General features: G+C 68.8%; 13 protein-coding genes. 4 read left to right on the forward strand and 9 right to left on the reverse strand.

Annotation, left to right across the window (positions count from 1 at the left end):
• Positions 1 to 67: 67 nt before the first annotated feature.
• Both IGS68_RS07645 and IGS68_RS35425 read left to right on the forward strand, forming a co-directional pair.
• Positions 68 to 2,026, forward strand: coding sequence for an O-linked N-acetylglucosamine transferase, SPINDLY family protein (locus IGS68_RS07645; RefSeq protein ID WP_201078614.1), 1,959 nt, complete (start codon positions 68 to 70; stop codon positions 2,024 to 2,026).
• Between the two features lie 72 nt (positions 2,027 to 2,098).
• Positions 2,099 to 3,088 carry a DUF1186 domain-containing protein gene (locus IGS68_RS35425; protein ID WP_247881223.1) on the forward strand — a complete coding sequence of 330 codons (990 nt, stop codon included), beginning with the start codon at positions 2,099 to 2,101 and terminating at the stop codon, positions 3,086 to 3,088.
• 9 nt (positions 3,089 to 3,097) lie between these two features.
• On the opposite strand, the gene IGS68_RS07655 is transcribed toward IGS68_RS35425, so the two are convergent.
• Together IGS68_RS07655 and IGS68_RS07660 are read right to left on the reverse strand one after the other, a co-directional pair.
• Positions 3,098 to 3,868, reverse strand: coding sequence for an Hpt domain-containing protein (locus IGS68_RS07655; RefSeq protein ID WP_201078616.1), 771 nt, complete (start codon positions 3,866 to 3,868; stop codon positions 3,098 to 3,100).
• 117 nt (positions 3,869 to 3,985) lie between these two features.
• A complete protein-coding gene (locus IGS68_RS07660; RefSeq protein WP_201078618.1) occupies positions 3,986 to 4,531 on the reverse strand; it encodes a hypothetical protein in 546 nt (181 codons plus the stop codon).
• 182 nt (positions 4,532 to 4,713) lie between these two features.
• On the opposite strand from IGS68_RS07660, the gene IGS68_RS07665 reads away from it, so the two are divergent.
• Entirely contained in the window at positions 4,714 to 5,415 is a 702-nt protein-coding gene (locus IGS68_RS07665; protein ID WP_201078620.1) for a PRC-barrel domain-containing protein, read from the forward strand.
• A gap of 46 nt (positions 5,416 to 5,461) precedes the next feature.
• On the opposite strand, the gene hemA is transcribed toward IGS68_RS07665, so the two are convergent.
• The 3 genes from hemA to IGS68_RS07680 all read right to left on the reverse strand — a co-directional run bounded on the left by hemA (position 5,462) and on the right by IGS68_RS07680 (position 9,897).
• On the reverse strand, positions 5,462 to 6,679 hold the full coding sequence (gene hemA, locus IGS68_RS07670) for a 5-aminolevulinate synthase (RefSeq protein ID WP_201078622.1): 1,218 nt from the start codon (positions 6,677 to 6,679) through the stop codon (positions 5,462 to 5,464).
• Between the two features lie 198 nt (positions 6,680 to 6,877).
• A complete protein-coding gene (locus IGS68_RS07675; RefSeq protein WP_201078624.1) occupies positions 6,878 to 8,269 on the reverse strand; it encodes an aspartate aminotransferase family protein in 1,392 nt (463 codons plus the stop codon).
• A 140-nt stretch (positions 8,270 to 8,409) separates the two neighbouring features.
• On the reverse strand, positions 8,410 to 9,897 hold the full coding sequence (locus tag IGS68_RS07680) for a hypothetical protein (RefSeq protein WP_201078626.1): 1,488 nt from the start codon (positions 9,895 to 9,897) through the stop codon (positions 8,410 to 8,412).
• A gap of 486 nt (positions 9,898 to 10,383) precedes the next feature.
• Between IGS68_RS07680 and IGS68_RS07685 the strand changes: the two genes are divergently transcribed.
• Entirely contained in the window at positions 10,384 to 11,574 is a 1,191-nt protein-coding gene (locus tag IGS68_RS07685) for a glycosyltransferase (protein ID WP_201078629.1), read from the forward strand.
• On the opposite strand, the gene cysG is transcribed toward IGS68_RS07685, so the two are convergent.
• From cysG to nirB, 4 genes are read right to left on the reverse strand one after another with little or no spacing between them, the layout of a single operon-like run.
• Complete coding sequence (gene cysG / locus IGS68_RS07690; RefSeq protein ID WP_201078631.1) at positions 11,544 to 12,965, reverse strand: siroheme synthase CysG; 1,422 nt, start codon at positions 12,963 to 12,965, stop codon at positions 11,544 to 11,546. The genes IGS68_RS07685 and cysG overlap by 31 nt on opposite strands.
• Positions 12,940 to 15,564, reverse strand: a complete 2,625-nt coding sequence (locus tag IGS68_RS07695; protein ID WP_201078634.1) for a nitrate reductase — start codon at positions 15,562 to 15,564, stop codon at positions 12,940 to 12,942. The genes cysG and IGS68_RS07695 overlap by 26 nt, the downstream gene beginning before the upstream one ends.
• Positions 15,561 to 15,905 carry a nitrite reductase small subunit NirD gene (gene nirD / locus IGS68_RS07700; protein ID WP_201078636.1) on the reverse strand — a complete coding sequence of 115 codons (345 nt, stop codon included), beginning with the start codon at positions 15,903 to 15,905 and terminating at the stop codon, positions 15,561 to 15,563. Before nirD ends, IGS68_RS07695 begins: the two co-directional genes overlap by 4 nt.
• A gap of 5 nt (positions 15,906 to 15,910) precedes the next feature.
• Entirely contained in the window at positions 15,911 to 18,376 is a 2,466-nt protein-coding gene (gene nirB / locus IGS68_RS07705) for a nitrite reductase large subunit NirB (RefSeq protein ID WP_201081176.1), read from the reverse strand.
• Between the last annotated feature and the right edge of the window lie 3 nt (positions 18,377 to 18,379).

Genomic DNA, 18,379 nt, shown 5'->3' on the forward strand with positions numbered 1-18,379 from the left:
AAGGCCGCTCCGGGAAACCGGGGCGGCCTTTTCCGTCCGCATTCGACCGTACGGGGAGGTGATGGGCATGGAACCGGCATCGGCCATGAGCCTGGACGACGCTTTGGCGCTCCATCGCGCCGGCCGGCTCGCGGAAGCGGAGGCCGCTTACCGAAGCCTCCTCGCCGTCCATCGGGGCCATCCCGATCTGCTCCGGTTCCTCGGGCTGTTGCGCCACCAGCAGGGTCACGCCGCCGAGGCGCTCGACCTGCTGGAGCGGGCGGTGGATCTGTGCCCGGAGTCGGCGGACGGCCGGCGGGCATTGGCGTTGCTCCTGGACAAGCGCGGCGACCGGCCCGGCGCGCTTGTCCATTATCGCGCGGCGGCCCGGTTGGCACCCCACGATGCCTTCGCCTTGAACGATCTCGGCTGCGCCCTGATGGAGGCCGGACAGCTGGACGATGCCGCCGGCGTGCTGGAGGGCGCCGTGCTGATGGCACCGGAGCAGGGCGACGCCCTCGCCAACCTCGCCATCGTCCTGGATCGCCTGGGACGGACCGAGGAAGCCGTGGCGCTCGCCCACCGCGCGGTCGCCGCCCGGCCCGAGCATGCCGCCACGCATGTCGCACTCTCGATCGTCCTGGCCTCCTCGGGCCTGATCGGGCAGGCGGAGCGCGCCGCCCGCCATGCGGCGGCGATCGCCCCCGCCGACATCGCGGCGCTGCTGCAACTCGGCAACGTCCTGATCGACGCCGGCGATCCCGATGCCGCCGTCGCCGCCTATGCCCGGGTGATCGAACGGGAGCCGGACCATCGCGGAGCCACGGAGAATCGGCTCTATGCCCTGCATCTTTCTCCCACGGTCGATGACCGGGATCTCGTAACGGAGCTGCGGGCCTGGGGGTCCGGTCTGTCCGGCCTCGCCGAGCCCCGTCCGGACCGCGGGCGCGACCCCAATCGCCGGCTCCGCGTGGGCTATGTCTCCGCCGATTTCGGGAAGCACCCGGTCGGCTGGTTCCTCTCGCCGGTCCTGCCCAACCATGATCCGGCGGCGGTGGAGATCCATGCCTACTCGGGCCGGACGGTCGCGGACGAAGTGACAGACCATCTGCGACGGCACTGCGCCTCCTGGGTTCCGACCGCCGGCATGGACGACGCGGCTCTGGCCGGGCGGATCCGCGCCGACGGGATCGACCTGCTGGTCGATCTCTCGGGCCATACCGCGCACAACCGCCTGGGAGTCTTCGCCCGGACCCCGGCCCCGGTCCTGGCGACCTGGGGCGGGCTGATCGGCACGTCGGGCCTTCCGGCCATGGACTGGCTGATCGGCGATCCGCGGCAATGCCCGGCCGGGGCGGAAGAGCTCCATACGGAACGGATCGTCCGGCTTCCCGGGGGATACGTCCCCTATGGGCCGCCCGCCTACGCCCCGCCCGTGGCACCGCCGCCGGCCCTGGGGTTGGGCCATGTCACCTTCGGCTGCTTCAACCGACTTGCCAAGATCCAGGATGGCGTGATCGCCCTGTGGGCAAGGGTTCTCGATGCGGTACCCGGCGGCCGGCTGCTCCTCAACACCCGGGAACTCCGGTGCCCCGACCTGCGCGGCCGTGTCGCGGCGCGGTTCGGGGCTGCCGGGATAGGCTCCGACCGGCTGGAACTGGCGCAGGGCGGCGGACATGCGGACATGCTGGAGTCCTATGCCGGAGTCGACATCGCGCTGGACCCGTTTCCCTATTCGGGCGGCCTCACGACCCTGGAGGCGCTGTGGATGGGGGTGCCCGTCGTCACCTTGCCGGGCCGGCGGTTCTGCTCCCGGCACAGCGTGGGCCATGTGACGGTGCTGGGCCATCCGGAATGGGCGGCGGTCGATGCCGACGATTATGTGCGGATCGCCGCCGCGCTGTCGCGGGACCGCGAAGCCCTCGGCGGCCTGCGCTCGGGCCTGCGCGGGCGCATGGCCGCCTCACCCCTGTGCGACGGCGCGGCCTTCACCCGCGGCCTGGAAGCGGCGTACCGCATGATGTGGCGGCAGCATTGCGTAAGTTGAGGATAAATGTCGCGAGGGACTTCACCCCGGCCGGCTTGCTGCTAAACTGCGGCCGGCGCAGAGGGGGAGGCCATGGAGACCGAGCAGATCATCTCTGCATTCAGGGAAGCGACGACCGTTCCGATCGAAGCCGTTCGCGAAGCCGCGTCCCGGCGCGACGAGATGGTTCCGATCCTGACCGGAATCGTCGCGCGAGCAAACCACACGCCGATGCTGGAGCTTGCCGGGGAAGAAGGCCTGCTGTTCCTGGCCGTGCATCTGCTCGGTTCCTGGCGCGCGACCTCGGCCTACCGGACGGTCGCGGGACTGCTGGCGCAGGACTCCGAGAAGATCGATATGGTGCTGGGCGATGCCGTCACCGTGACGGCACATCGCGTGATGTTCAACCTGTTCGATGGCGATCCCGCCCCGCTGAAGGATCTTGTCGAGAATCCCGCCGCGGACTGTCATGTCAGGCGGCGCATGCTCGACACCTTGGGCATGCTGACGGTCGCCGGCCGCATCGAACGGTCCGCCCTGGCGGACTATCTTCGACGCCTGCAGGGCAATCTGGCGGGTGACGGCGACGGCGTCGTGTCGTCCGGCTGGGCGGAACTGATCGCCCAGATGGGCTTCACCGAACTGCGCGACGCGGTCGAGCAGAGTTTCTGTGCCGGGATCATCGATCCGCAGTTCCTGTCCCGGGAGGATTTCGAGCGGATCCTGGCCGATGCCCAGGCCGGGGAGCTGTTGGTCGGGATCAACGACGAATACACGCCCTTCGGCGATACCGTCGCCGAACTCCGGGACTGGACGATCCGCGACGACTGGGACGCCGAGGCCGGAGAAGAGGAAATCGACGAGGAGGTGGTCCGGATCGCCGAAACCCTGCGCCGGCGGGAACCGGCGCTGGCCGGGTGGGACGCGCCCGGCTCTCCCGCCATGGCTTTCCCGGGAATGCCGTCCATCGGCCTCGGCGGACAGCAGACCGTCCTCAATCCGTACCGGTATGTCGGCCGCAACGACCCCTGTCCCTGCGGCAGCGGCCGGAAGTTCAAGAGGTGCTGCGGCCAGTGGCGCTGAGGGACCCCGTCAGCCCAGGTTGAAGCGTGTGATCGCCCCGGCGAAATCGTCGCCGAAATGGGTGCCGACCCGGATCACGGCGATGCCGTCCGGGACATCCTTGATGACGGTGTCGAGGCTGGTCAGCAGCGCCATCGGCACATCCTGGGTGGGCGACATGGCACGCAGCCCGCGGAGCAGGTCTAGCCCGCCCAGCCCATCCATCACCGCCGACGCGATGATCATGTCCGGCGGCATGCGGACGGCCAGCGCGATCGACTCGATCGGGTCGCGGACGATGACGGTGCGGAAACCGCAGGCCGCCATCTCGGTGCTGACCAGCTTGCTCACCACCTTGGACGGCGTCACCAGCATGATCTCGACGTCGTGCACCTCGATGTCGGTGATGTCGAATTCATAGCGGACGGGCAGGGAGCGGATGATCTGGTTGGTCGTCGCGACGTCGGGAAGCTCCTCCCGGTCCACGGCCTGGGCGAGCCGGTCGGCGAACCGGGTCACGTCCTCGATCTGGCGCTCGTTCAGCCGGGTCAGGTTGCCCCCCAGATAGGTCTCCAGCCGGTGGGCCATCAGGTTGACCAGGGGGAAACCGCAGGAAGCGCCGATGCCGCGAAGCTTGCTGGCCTCGCGGCGGAGTATCATCAGCGCCTCTTCGTCGGACAGTGTGTCGTTCTGGCGCTTGTCCAGCGTCTGGTAAACGATATCGAGGCGATCCTGCGCATCGTCCTTGAATTCGACACGCAGTTGATCGGCTAAGTCGTCGGCATCGAGATGGGCTGACATCGGGGGCATGGCCACGGCGCTGGGAAAAGGGAGTATATCATAACCCTTTCGGCGCCGATTTGGCACTACTCGTCTTGTGCTAGGCCTACCGGCGCAGCCCCCGGCATTCGAAGAAAGTCAGGTACGGTCGTACAGGTCCTGGAACCAGCGGAGGCGGGCCTCGACCTGGGCGATGTCATGGTCCAGCCACTCGGTCAGGTGTCCGGGGTCGCCGTCATGGTGGCGCCGGAGATCCTGCAGGCGGGCCAATTCCGTCTCGTACAGGCTGGCGAGCAGATCGATCTGTTCCTGCTGGTCCGCCCTGTCGAGGAGATGCAGGAAGCGGAGCTTGAGGGTGATCACCAGCTTGTTCAGATCGTCGGAAGACGGCGCGCGGACATTGGCGCGCATCAGGGTCTCGAACTCCCGGCGGCCGGCATCGGTCACGGCGAGGACCGCATTGTCCTCCATCCCGGTGCCGTCCAGCGCCTCGATCGAGCCGTCATAGCGCAGCAGTTCCAGCGACGTCCCCATCAGGTCGAGCGACGGGCCGACGATGCGGCTGGTGAAATGGCGGAGCGCGCCGGCCAGATCGGCGTAACGCATGGACCCCGCCTGGGCGAGCGTTCCGAGAACGGCGAGGCGCACGGCCTCCTTCGGCATCAGTGAATTGTCGCGGTACATGGTGCCACTCCCTCGGAACAGTCCAACGGCTCGTCATGGAAGATAGTGCGCCCCGGCCGATAAGTCCATAGATGCTTTTGCGACGCATTCGCATTCCGCTCGGCAACGAACGACGGCACGGAACGCCGCACGAGGCGTCCTGTTGGGAAGCATAGCAGATTCACACGATCAAGGAGACAACCGTGTCCCTCAAAACACTTCTGGCGGCGACCGCTATCCTGACCACCCTGGGCACCGGGGCCTATGCGCAGGATACGCCGGCCATGGGCGGGCGCCCGAGCACCGACCAGATGGAAGGCGTCCAGACGCCGGAGACCCTGCCGTCGGGCCGGCAGATGGGCGGGCCCGAAGGCTCGCAGCAGGCAACGCCGGCGAATCCCAACGTCCAGCCGCAGGGACCCCGCCAGCCGGCGGTCGGCGGCGAGGAAGGCGGTACCGCGGCGACCAACGTGACGCCGCCGGCGGGTTCCGGAGGACCGGTGCGCGACGGCGGGACGCCCCAGGCCGACGCGGGTGCCGACAGGGACAGCCCGGCGGCGCTCCGTACGACCGAAGCGCAGTCGCCGACCGGCTCCCGCGGCGGCGGCGGCCTCGCGGCCAACCAGATCTATGTCGAGGATCTGGCGAACATGTCCGTCACCCTGTCCGACAACGAGAATTTCGGCGATGTCGCGGGCACCGTCGTCAATGTGGAGACCGGCAGCATCGAAACCCTGCTCGTCAGCACCGGCGGGCTGCTGGGTGTCGTCGGCGACACCATCTACGAAGTGCCCTGGGACCGGGTGGCCGGCGTGGACAAGCGGGCCCAGACCATCCGCGTGGACGCCACCCAGGCGGAGATCCAGCCCCAGGCCGCCGAGAACGAGGCGCGCCAGGGCGACTGATCCCCGGCGCCCCCAGCAGTCGCGAAGGCGGCCTGACCTCCGGGGGTCAGGCCGCCTTCTTCAGTTCCAGCCGGCTCCAGACGTCGAGCAGGGCATCGACCAGATGGTCCATGTCGCCGTCGGTGTGGAGCGGGCAGGGGGTGATCCGAAGCCGCTCGGTGCCGCGGGGGACCGTCGGATAATTGATCGGCTGCACATAGATGTTGTGCCGCTCCAGCAGGTCGTCGCTCGCCTGCTTGCACAGCCGGGGATCGCCGACCAGCACGGGAACGATATGGCTGACCGACGGCATCACCGGCAGGCCGGCGTCCAGCAACCGGCGCTTCAGCGTGCCGGCCCGTTCCTGGTGGGAGATCCGCTCGGCCTGGCTCTGCTTCAGGTGGCGCACGCTGGCGAGCGCTCCGGCGGCGATCGACGGGGTCAGCGAGGTCGTGAAGATGAAGCCGGAGGCGAAGCTTCGCACCACGTCCACCAGGGCGGAAGACCCGGTGATGTAGCCTCCCATGACGCCGAACGCCTTGCCCAGCGTCCCTTCGATGATGGTCAGCCGGTGCATCACGCCGTCCCGCTCCGCGACGCCGGCGCCGCGGGGCCCGTACATCCCGACGGCATGGACCTCGTCCAGGTAGGTCATGGCGTTATGCTTGTCCGCGACGTCGCACAGTTCGGCGAGCGGGGCTATGTCGCCGTCCATGGAATAGACGGACTCGAACGCCACCAGCTTCGGCCGGTCGGCGGGCAGCCGGCCCAGCAGCTGGTCCAGGTGCTCCGGGTCGTTGTGGCGGAAGACGTATTTCTCCGCGCCCGACTGGCGGATGCCCTCGATCATCGAGTTGTGGTTCAGCGCGTCGGACAGGATCACGCAGTTGGGCAGCAGCTTGCCCAGCGTGCTGAGCGTCGCCTGGTTCGAGATGTAGCCCGAGGTGAACAGAAGCGCCGCTTCCTTGCCATGGAGGTCGGCCAGCTCGCGCTCCAGCAGGACGTGGTAGTGGTTCGTCCCGGAGATGTTGCGGGTGCCGCCGGCACCGGCGCCGCAGGTCTCCAGCGCCTCGTGCATGGCCCGCAGGACGGCGGGATGCTGGCCCATGCCGAGATAGTCGTTGGAACACCAGACCGTGACTTCCTGGACGGTGCCGCTCGCCCCGTCGTAGCGCTTCGCCTTGGGGAAATTGCCTGCCCGGCGTTCCAGATCGGCGAAGACCCGGTATCGGCCTTCACGCTTCAGATTGTCGATCTGGGTCCGGAAGAAGGCTTCGTAATCCATGGCGCGTGATCCGTAGGTTCTCTTTTTTCAACAACGTGTCAGAATTCGACACTTTATGGAACATGTAAATCGGCAGCACGGCGATGCAGCGTGGCACCGTGTCGCGGCGGCCCGGATCCGCCGGGCCGTCGCGAGAAACTAGACGATTCAGTCCATCCGGCATTGATCCTGGTCAAGGAACCCGGTCGGAAACCGTCGTCAGGCGACGGCGGCCAGACCCTTCTCCGTCACCATGGCGAGGGTGTCGTCGAGGGCCTTCCCGAAACGCTCGACCAGGTCGTCCAACTCGGACGGGCTGATCACCAGCGGCGGCGAGAAGCCGATGGTGTCGCCCATGGCGCGGACGATCAGCCCATGCTCCTGGGCGAAACGGGCGACATGGCCGCCGATCGCCAGCTTGGGGTCGAACGGCGCCTTGGTCGCCTTGTCCGCCACGACCTCGACGCCGGCGATCAGGCCGACCCCGCGCACCTCGCCGACCAGGGGATGGCCGGAGAAGCGGCGCAGGCCGTCCTGCAAGTGGGGAGCCACCGCCCGGACATGGCCGACGACGTCGCGCTCCTCGTAGATCTTCAGGGTTTCCAGCGCTACCGCCGCGGGCACGGGATGGCCGGAATAGGTGTATCCGTGGCCGAAGGTACCGATCTTCTCGGACTGGCGGACCATGGCCTGGTAGATCGGCTCGGAGATCATGACGCCCGCGATGGGCAGGTAGGCCGACGACAGCGCCTTGGCGACGGTGATGATGTCGGGCTTCAGGCCGAAGGTCTGGGTCCCGAACATCGACCCGGTGCGGCCGAACCCGCAGATCACCTCGTCGGCGATGAACAGGATGTCGTAGCGCTTCAGGATCGGCTGGATCCTGTCGAAATATGTCGCGGGCGGCACGATCACGCCGCCGGCGCCCATCACCGGCTCGGCGATGAAGGCGGCGACGGTGTCCGGACCCTCGGCCAGGATCAGCTGCTCCAACTGGTCGGCGAGGCGGATCGCGAAATCCTCCTCCGTCTCGCCCTCCTCGCCGTAGCGGTAGAAGTGCGGGCAGTCGGTGTGCAGGATTCCGGCGATCGGCAGGTCGAAGTCGCGGTGCAGGTGCGGCAGCCCGGTCAGGCTGGCGGCCGCCACGGTGACCCCGTGATAGCCCTTCTGGCGCGCGATGATCTTCTTCTTGTTGGGCCGGCCAAGCGCGTTGTTGTAGTACCAGACCAGCTTGACGACGGTGTCGTTTGCTTCCGACCCGGAGTTGGTGAAGAAGACCTTCGACATCGGCACCGGGGCGATGCGGATCAGCGCCTCGGCCAAGTCGATGCCGGGATCATGCGCCTTGTGGCCGAAGGCATGGTAGAACGGCAGCTTGCGCATCTGGCGCGTCGCCGCCTCCACCAGCCTTTCCTCGCCGAAGCCCAGCGCGGTGCACCACAGGCCGGCCATCCCCTCTATGTAGGCCTTGCCCGCGTCGTCGAAGACGTGGACGCCGGCGCCCCGCTCGATCACCAGCGGTCCGACCTCCTCGTGGGTCTTCAGGTTGGTGTAGGGGTGCAGGTAGAACGCCTTGTCGCGGCTCGCCGCCGAATTTCCGACCTTGGTCATTTCTTGCTCTGTCCGTTCCGATCCGACTTGGTCCCTCGGATCAGATCGTACTGCGGCAGCCCCTTGGCAACCAAGGAACTTCGGTGCGGGGCCGCCATGCGGGCGCTCGTCCCGGCATGGCGGCCTCAAGTCTCCCCTGCCTACTTCTTGACGGCGGAGGACGTCTGCTGGGAGGACACGACGTCGGCGATCGACCACAGGAAGTCGGTCTGCACCGTTCCGGCGAAGATCGGGTCGTTGCGGCCGATGTAGAAGGTGGTCGCGTAACCCGTGCCGCCGCCGGTCCCGAAATTGACGGCGGCCAGGGAATGGCAGGTCATGCAGTTGGTCTCCACGCCCACCTGTCCCGTCCAGGCGACGCCCGTGTTGGGGTCCGTGACCGGCCGGCTGACGCTGAAGACCTGGGCATTGAACCCGGACTCCAGGTACGGATTGTAGACGACCACGGGCTTGCCGTCGTTGTTGCCGCCGTTGATCGGCTGGTTCGGGCTGATCATCTGATAGCCGATCGACATGGCATAGTGGGCGGCGGGCATGCTCAGCGCGGCGGGCTGGGCCGCGGCGATCGCGTCGCTGCTGGGCAGGGGCGGGTTCATCGGGGCCGGCGTCCAGAAATAGGTCTGCCACGTCCATTCCGCCATCTCGCGCGACGTGACATGCATCGCCATCAGCAGCAGGTAGTCGCCGGCGGCGACGTCGTATCCTTCGGCGTTGAACGCGGCGACGTTGCTCGACGTCACGGGATAATTGATGAAGTCGCCGAGCCCGTAGGTGGAGGCCGCGGTCTGGCCGCTGCAGGCGCCGTCGATCCCGGTGGACTTGGACGCGCCCGGGTTCGTGACGTCCACATAGACGCATCCGGGCCACGCCGTCTCCGGATAGCCCGAGGTCACGATCTCGGCGGTCACGACCGGGGTGCCCGGCCAGGCCGGCATGGCGTAGTACTTGCCGCCGATCAGTTCGGACTGGGAGACGATCTTGTAGACCGGCTTGATCGACACCGCCGTGACCGGGAAGGTCGGGATCTCCGCCTGGCCCGCCGTGTACAGGGCCTGGATGGTCGACAGGACGAACAGCTTGTTGTCGTTGATGAACTTGGCGGCGGTCGGATCATAGGCGACCGTCTCGAAGACCTGCGTGTCCGGGGTCACCGCCGCGGCCCGAGTCGCCGCCTTCGGCTTGGGCGCAGAGCTGTCGATCCCGAACTTGCGCAGCTGGCTGAGCGGCTTCAGCCCCAGGCTGCGACCCGGCCCGGACGCCGCGGCCCTGGTCGTGGCGCCGGCCGTCGTGGCCGAGGGGGTGGCCGAAGTCGCAGCCGTGCTCAGGTTGACCAGGTCCTGCTTCGTCAGCCAGGTGAGATAGACGGGCGCATCGGCGATGCCATAGGCCGTCCGGGTGGTGGGCGCCGTCAGCGAGGCCCAGAGACCCCAGCCGTGCCGGTAGATGGCAGCCGTATCCGCGTTGTTGACGGCCGTGAGGAGCGCCGTTTCCGGCGCCGGGAAGACGTAATCCGGGATCGCGGGATTGGGCAGCGGAACTCCGTAATCCGGGTCCGCCGCCTGGGCCGGAGCGGCGAGCAGCGTCAATGCAGCCAGCAGGCACGCTGTTAGATTGCCATGGTACTTCATAAAATAAACTCCTGCGTAAAATTTCGGAATGGAAACACGTTCAGGAAGCATGAACTTACATTATTTCTATGAAAAATAACATCAAAAACCCCCGAGGAAGCCGCAGGGCGGCGGTGCCGCCTCCGACCGCGATGGCACATCCCGACGAAGAAAAATACCCGCTACCCCTTCTAGAGGAGTTGGTCAAAAATAATAATTAGTTGATGATCAACAGGAGTTTGGGTGGAAAAGGGTTTTCGGAGAGCAGATAAAAGCGAAAGCAGGGCAATGCAGGCTGGGTAATGTTCAGTGCTTGCGCATTCGTGCTGGTAAAAAGTAGGCACAATGTCGATGCTACAGGCATTTGGCTTTTGAGGAACGTTACCAGACCGCATTATTCCTGGATTGACGTCTTTGACTGTGGATAAGCCTTCAGTTTTACTTAAACCTGATTCGAAATGGATCGACCGGCGCGCCCGGATCCTCCCGCCTTGAGGAGATGTCACTTTGACGATTCACACTGAAGACGCGATCTCCCTCGGCGACATAATGCGGACACAGCACGCCGGGGCTCAGGAAGCCCCCTCGCGGATCGCCGTGTTTCTCCAGGATCTCTACGGCGGTGGGGCCGAGCGCGTGATGCTGGCCCTCGCCACCGGGATCGCGCGGCGCGGCTACCCCGTGGATCTGGTCCTCGTACGGCGCGAAGGGGCCTATGTGGACGACATCCCGCCCGGCATCCGCGTGGTCGAGCTCGGCACGCGGCGCACCGTCAACAGCGTCGTGGCGCTGGCCCGCTATCTCCGGCGCGAGCGGCCCGCCGTGCTGCTGACGGCCCTGGTCCATGTCAACATCGCGGCCCTGCTGGCCCGCCTCCTGGCCGGCGGCCGGACCCGGATCGCCATAACCGAGCACAACCAGATCAGCCGGAACATGGGGGCGAAGGCCAGCTCGACGCTCCGGATGGCCTACCGGCTGGTTCCTTACCTGTATCCCCGCGCGGCGAAGATCATCGCGGTGTCCGGCGGCGTCGCCGACGACCTGACCCGTTTCGCGCGGCTGGACCGGGGACGAATCGACGTCGCGCACAATCCCGTGGTCACGCCCGACCTGCTGGTCCGCGCCGCCGAGCCGGTCAACCATCCCTGGTTCGCCGAGGGGGAGCCGCCGGTGATCCTGGGGGTGGGCCGCCTGTCCCCGCAGAAGGATTTCGCCAACCTCCTGCTCGCGTTCGCGCGTGTCCGGGCCAAGCGCCCGGCCCGGCTGCTGATCCTCGGCGAGGGGGCGCTCCGCCCGGACCTGGAGCAGCTTGCCGACGAACTCGGCATATCCAAGGACGTGCAGCTGCCGGGCTTCGTCGACAATCCCATGGCGTTCATGGCGAAGGCCTCGCTGTTCGTGCTGTCGTCCCAGTTCGAGGGCTTGCCCACCGTCCTGATCGAGGCGATCGCCTGCGGCACCAACACGGTCTCGACCGACTGCCCGAGCGGCCCGCGCGAGATCCTGGAGGACGGCAGGCTCGGCGGGCTGGTTCCCGTCGGCGACTCCGAGGCGCTGGCCCATGCGATCGAGCAGGGGCTGGACAATCCGGTCCCCGCCGACTTGCTGCGCGCCAAGGCGGAGGAGTTCACCGTCGAGCGGGCGGTGGACCGCTACCTGGAACTGCTTCAGCCGGCGGCGGCACGCTCCATCGCGTAGCGTGCCGGCTCCGGCTCGTCCAACGGGGCGGCGGCCTCCTGCGGGCGGTGGCCGATCGCGGCGCCGACCATGACCAGGGTCGGCCCGTCGCCCAGCTCGGCGGCGGCGCGGGCCGGCAGGGTATCCAGCGTCGCGAAGCAGCGCCGCTCGTCGGGGCGGGTGCCGTTCTCGATGGCGGCGGCCGGCGTGTCCGGCGACAGTCCGGCCTCGATCAGCCTGGCGCTGAAATGCGCCAGCTGGCTTCGCCCCATGTAGATCGCCAGCGTGCCGTCCGGATTGGCGAGCCTGCTCCAGTCCAACGCCCGGGTCGCGTCGTCGTCCAGGCAGTGGGCGGTGACGAACTGGACGCTGCGCGACACTCCGCGGAGCGTCAGCGGAATCTGCGCCGCGGCGGCGCAGCCGAGCGCCGCCGTCACGCCGGGCACGATCGACACCTCGATGCCGTGGCGGCGCAGATATTCCGCCTCCTCGCCCGCGCGGCCGAACATCAGCGGGTCGCCGCCCTTCAGCCGGACCACGCGCCGGCCCCGGCAGGCATGTTCGAGCAGCAGGGCATTGATGTCGGCCTGCTTCACCGAATGACGCCCGGCCCGCTTGCCGACCGATATCCGCTCGGCGTCCCGGCGGGCGAACTCCAGGACTCCCTCGCCGACCAGATGGTCGTACAGGATGACGTCGGCCCGCTTGATGGCCCGGATCGCGGCCAGGGTCAGCAGGTCGGGATCGCCCGGCCCGGCGCCGACCAGATGGACCCTGCCGGGACCGGAGTCCGTGCCGTCGGCGGCGGTCCGGCCGAGCAGGCGCTCCATCTCCGCACGGGCCTCGTCCTCCCGGCCATGCATCGCCAGGTCCCCGGCGCGCCCGTCCAGCACCTCGTCCCAGTAGCGCAGGCGCTGGCGCGCGGTCGGCAGCGCGTCCTGCACCTTGCGGCGGAACTCCCCGGCCAGCCGCGCCAGCCTTCCGAAAGCCGAGGGGACCGCCAGTTCCAGCCGTTGGCGGATCAGCCGGGCCAGGGCCGGCGCCAGCCCGCCGGTCGAGACGGCGACCACCACCGGCGAGCGGTCGAGGATCGCCGGGAAGATGAAGTCGCAGAATTCCGGCTTGTCCACGACGTTCAGCGGGACCCCGCGCGCCCTGGCGAGGCCGGCGAGCGCCGCGGTCAGGCGCGCGTCGTCGGCGGCATCCACCACCAGGGCGACATCGTCCAGGGCCGCCGGGGTGAAGTCGGCGGCGGCCAGGTTGCGGACGTCGGCGCCCGCCCGGCGCAACAGGGCCGTCTTGTTGGCCGCCATGTCGCCGGAGCCGATCACCAGGCAGGGCCGCCCCTTCCTCAGGTCCATGAAGAGCGGCAGGTAGGGCAGCGTCTCAGGCTGCCTGGTCGCGTCGCGCATCGGCGATCAGCTCCTTCAGCTCGGGGATGCAGGATCCGCAGTTGGTGCCGGCCTTCAGCGCCGCGCCGACCTGTTCGGCTGAGGTCAGCCCGCCGTCGCGGATGGCGCGGGCGATCCGGTTCAGGCCGACATCGAAGCAGGCGCAGACGACCCGTCCCTCGTCCGGCCGGCCGGCCGGCGCCCGGCCGCTCAGCAGCCCGCACCGGGCGTCCGTGTCGATCGACGGGGCGTCGAACAGGCCGACCAGCCATTCCCGCGCGGGCAGGGTCGGGCCGAAGCTGAGGAAAAGGCAGGCGTCCAGCCGGTCGCCGTCGAGCCGCGCCCAGCGGTGAACCCCGCGCCGCGCATCGCGGTAGTCGATCCCCGGCAGCGGCGGCAGCAGCGTCTCGGCCCAGGCCGTCACGTCGGCCAGCGCGGCGGCGCCGGCCAGGGTCAGGACGCTGCAGCCGGCCGCGCTGGCCCGCGACCAGTATTCGGCGTCCCCCGGAGGGTGAACCTCCTCCCGGGTGATCAGGAAGGCGGTCCAGGCCGGCTCGAAGGGCGCCAGGCCGACGGCGGTATGCTTGAGCTCCGGCTGGCCCGATATAGGGTCGGTGACCGGGGCGACCAGCGCGTTCACGGCGCCCTCGGCCGAGAACTGCCGGCTCCAGTGCATCGGCGCGAAGAGCCGGCCCGGCGGCTGGTCGCCGGTGACCCGGACCCGCAGGATGGCGCGGCCATGGGCGGAGCGGACCACCGCCAGACCGCCGTCCTCCAGTGACGCCGCCTGGGCGTCGGCCGGGTTGACCGCGACGAACGGCTCGGCGATGTGGCTGGCCAGCCGGGGCACCCGGCCGGTGCGGGTCATGGTATGCCACTGGTCGCGGATGCGGCCGGTATTCAGGGCGAACGGGAACCCGGCGTCCGGGAGCGTTGCGGGAGGAGCCGCCCGCACCGGCACGAAGGCGGCGCGCCCGTCCGCCGTCGGAAAGCGTCCGTCCCCGAACAGCCGGGCCGTTCCGGGCGCCGGCCATTGGACCGGCTCCAGCGCGTCATAGTCGGCATCGGCCAGGGCGGCGATGTCGAAGGCCCGCCCGCCATCGTTCTCGAACCCGGAAAGCGCCGCGTGCTCGCGGAAGATCTCCGCGGACGACCCGTAGCCGAACGCCTCGCCCCAGCCCATCCGGGACGCGACCTGAGCGATGATCCACCAGTCCGGCCTGGCCTCGCCCGGAGGAGGCAGGAAGCTCCGCTGGCGCGAGATCCGGCGTTCGGAATTGGTGACGGTGCCGTCCTTCTCCCCCCAGGCCGCCGCCGGAAGCAGAACGTCGGCATGGGCCGTGGTGTCGGTGTCGCGGGTGCAGTCGGAAACCACGACGAACTCGCACGACGCAAGCGCGCGGGTCACCCGGCCGGCGTCGGGAAGGCTGACGGCGGGGTTGGTCGCCATCACCCACAGGGCCTTGATCCGGCCATCCTCGACCGCCTGGAACAGCTCCACCGCCTTCAGCCCCTCGCGCCTTGCGATCCGGGGCGCCCGCCAGAACCGCTCCACGCGCTCGACCGCCTCCGGCGTGAACGCCATGTGGGCCGCGAGCTGGTTGGCGAGCCCGCCGACCTCGCGCCCGCCCATGGCGTTGGGCTGGCCGGTGACCGAGAACGGGCCCATGCCCGGGCGGCCGATGCGCCCGGTCGCCAGATGGCAGTTGACGATCGCGTTGACCTTGTCGGTCCCGCGAGACGACTGGTTCACGCCCTGGGAATAGACCGTGACGGTCGCTTCCGTCCCGGCGAACCAGCCGTAGAACCGCTCGACCTCGCCGGCGTCCAGCCCGCAGGCTTCGGCGACCGCCCGCGGTTCCCCGGCAGCGGCCGCCAGGGCCTCCGCGAAGCCGCCGGTGTGCCGGGCGATGTAATCCCGGTCCAGGGCTCCCGACCGGTCCAGATAGGCCAGCAGCCCGTTGAACAGGGCCACGTCGCTGCCCGGCTTCAGCGCCAGATGCAGGTCCGCGGCGTCGCAGGTCGCCGTCCGGCGCGGGTCGATCACCACGATCCTTGTTCCGCGCTCGGCCCGGGCCCGCGCCAGCCGCCGGTACAGCACGGGATGGCACCAGGCGAGGTTGCTGCCGACCAGCACCACCAGGTCGGCCAGTTCCAGGTCCTCGTAGTTTCCCGGCACCACGTCGCCGCCGAACGCGCGGCGGTGGCCGGCCACGCTCGACGCCATGCACAGGCGGGAGTTGGTGTCGATGTTCGCCGAGCCGATGAAGCCCTTCATCAGCTTGTTGGCGACATAGTAGTCTTCCGTCAGCAATTGTCCCGAGACGTAGAAGGCGACGGCGTCCGGCCCGTGCTCGTCGATGACCGCGCGGAAGCGGTTCGCCACCGTCTCCAGCGCCTCGTCCCAGGTGGCGCGCCCGCCGTCCACGACGGGATGGAGCAGCCGGCCGCCCAATCCCAGCGTCTCCCCCAGGGCGCTGCCCTTGGAGCAGAGCCGGCCGAAATTGGCCGGGTGCTCGGGGTCGCCCGAAATCGTCCAGCCGCCCGCACCGCCGGCCTTGGCGACCACGCCGCAGCCGACGCCGCAATAGGGACAGGTGGTGCGGACGGCGCCGGTCATGACGCCGCCGCGAGCTGGCCCGGCCGCAGGCCCAGCCGGATCAGGCCGTCCTCGACCTGCACCGGGAAGGTCCCGGCGCAGCCCTCGTCCGGCCCCGCGGCCTCGCCCGAGGCCAGGTCGATGACCCAGTTGTGCAGAGGGCAGGTGACCCGCGCGCCGTGGACGATGCCCTGGGACAGCGGCCCGCCGGCATGGGGGCAGCGGTCGCGCACCGCGAACACGTCGTCGTCCGCCGTGCGGAAGACCGCGATGTCGCCGTGCTTCGTCTTGACGACCCGCGCCCCGGCCGGCGGGATGTCGGCGACCCGGCCGACCTCTATCCAGGTGATGTCTTCCTTCATGATCCTCACCCCACCATCGCGAGCGGCGCGAACTCATGGGAATCGACGCCCCGGGAAGCGCGCTCCTCCCAAGGATCGGTCTGCGAGAACACCTGCGAGAACTGGAAGCGGGCGAACAGGGCGCGCCGGCCCTCGCCGTCCTCGACCACCCGCTTCTTCACATAGTCGAGGCCGACCCGCTCGACCCACGGCGCCGTGCGGTCCAGGTATCGGGCCTCTTCCCGGTAGAGCTGGAGGAAGGCGCCGCAATATTCCAGCACCTGCTCCTCGGTCTCGACCTTGGCGAGGAAGTCGCATTCCCGGACCTTCATGCCGCCGTTGCCGGCGACGTAGAGCTCCCAGCCGCTGTCCACCGCGACGACGCCGAAATCCTTGATGGTCGCCTCGGCGCAGTTGCGCGGGCAGCCCGAGACCGCCAGCTTGACCTTGTGCGGGGTCCAGGTGCCCCAGGTCATCCGCTCCAGCTTGACGCCCATGCCGGTCGAATCCTGGGTGCCGAACCGGCACCATTCGGACCCGACGCAGGTCTTCACCGTCCGCAGCCCCTTGGCATAGGCGTGGCCGGAGACCATCCCGGCGTCGTTCAGGTCCTTCCAGACGGCGGGAAGGTCCTCCTTCTTCACGCCGAACAGGTCGATCCGCTGGCCGCCGGTGACCTTGACCGTCGGGATGGCGAACTTGTCCACCACGTCGGCGATGGCCCGCAGCTCCTTGGCGGAGGTCAGGCCGCCCCACATCCGCGGCACGACCGAATATGTCCCGTCCTTCTGGATGTTGGCGTGGACCCGCTCGTTGACGAAACGGGACTGGTAATCGTCCCGGTACTCGCCCGGCCACGCCGCCAGCAGGTAGTAGTTGAGCGCCGGCCGGCAGACATGGCAGCCGTTGGGCGTCTTCCATTCCAGAGCCTGCATGACCGCCGGGATGCTCTTCAGCTCCCCCGCGACGATCAGCCGGCGCACGTCGTCGTGGGGATGGTGGGTGCATTTGCACAGGGGCTTGGCGGCCGCGGCGGCCTGGTAGCCGTCGCCGAGCGTCAGCTCCAGCAGCTGCTCGACCAGCCCGGTGCAGGACCCGCAGGAGGCGGACGCCTTGGTGTGCGACCGCACGTCGTCCAGCGTGGTCAGGCCCTTGTCGGCGATGGCCCTGGTGATGGCGCCCTTGCACACGCCGTTGCAGCCGCAGATCTCCGCATCGTCGGAGAGGGCGGCAACGGCGGCCTTAGGGTTTGCGGCGGCACCCCCGAAGCCTTGGCCCCCGAATCCAGGGCCGAAAATCAGGGTTTCGCGCAAGGGGGCGACGTTCTCCGCCTCCCGGAGCATCTGGAAGTACCAGGCGCCGTCCCGCGTGTCGCCGTACAGCACGGCGCCGGCGATCCTGTCCCCCTTCAGCACGATGCGCTTGTAGACTCCGCGCGCGGCGTCGCGGAAGACGATGTCCTCGCAGTCCTTGCCGCCGCCGAAGTCGCCGGCCGAGAACACGTCGATGCCGGTCACCTTCAGCTTGGTGCTGGTGACCGAGCCGGCATAGGCGGAGTCCCGCCTGCCCGCGAGCTGGTCGGCGCAGACCCGGGCCATCTCCCACAACGGCGCCACCAGGCCATAGGTCGCCCCGCGGTGCTGCACGCACTCGCCGACCGCCAGGATGGCGGGGTCGGAGGTCACCATATGGTCGTCCACCACGACGCCGCGCTCGACCGCAAGGCCGGCGGACTTCGCCAGCCCGGTGCTGGGCCGGATGCCGACCGCCATGACCACCAGGTCGGCCGGGATCTCGCGCCCGTCCTTCAGCAGCACGCCGGTCACGTGGTCGTCGCCCAGGATGGCCTTCGTGTCGGCATTCGTCATCACGGAGATGCCGCGGCCTTCCAGCTCGCGCTGGAGCAGGAAACCCGCCGCCTCGTCGAGCTGGCGTTCCATGATCGTGCCCATCAGGTGGATCACGGTCACTTTCATGCCGTTGACCGCCAGCCCGTTGGCCGCTTCCAGCCCCAGCAGGCCGGCGCCGATCACGACGGCGTGCCTGCCGCCGTCGGCGGCCTTCCTCAGCATGGACTCCACGTCGAACATGTCACGAAAGGTCACCACGCCGGGCAGGTCGCGGCCGGGCACCGGGATGATGAACGGGTCCGAGCCGGTCGCCAGGAGCAGCCGGTCGTAGCCGACCGTCCTGCCGCCGACCGAGGTCACCGTCCGGGCCTCCCGGTCGATCGTCTCGACCTTTTCGCCGGTCAGCAGGGTGATGCCGTTCCGCTCGTACCAGGAGCGGTCGTTCAGGACGATCTGGTCGAAGGTCTTCTCGCCGGCCAGCACCGGCGACAGCATGATGCGGTTGTAGTTCACGTGGGGCTCGGCGCCGAACACGGTGATCTCGTACCGGTCGGGATCGCGCTGGAGCAGTTCCTCGACGGTGCGGATGCCGGCCATGCCGTTGCCGACGACGACGAGGCGTTCCTTGGGTCTTGCCATCATGTC

This window comes from Skermanella sp. TT6 (genome assembly GCF_016653635.2).
Taxonomy (GTDB): domain Bacteria; phylum Pseudomonadota; class Alphaproteobacteria; order Azospirillales; family Azospirillaceae; genus Skermanella; species Skermanella cutis.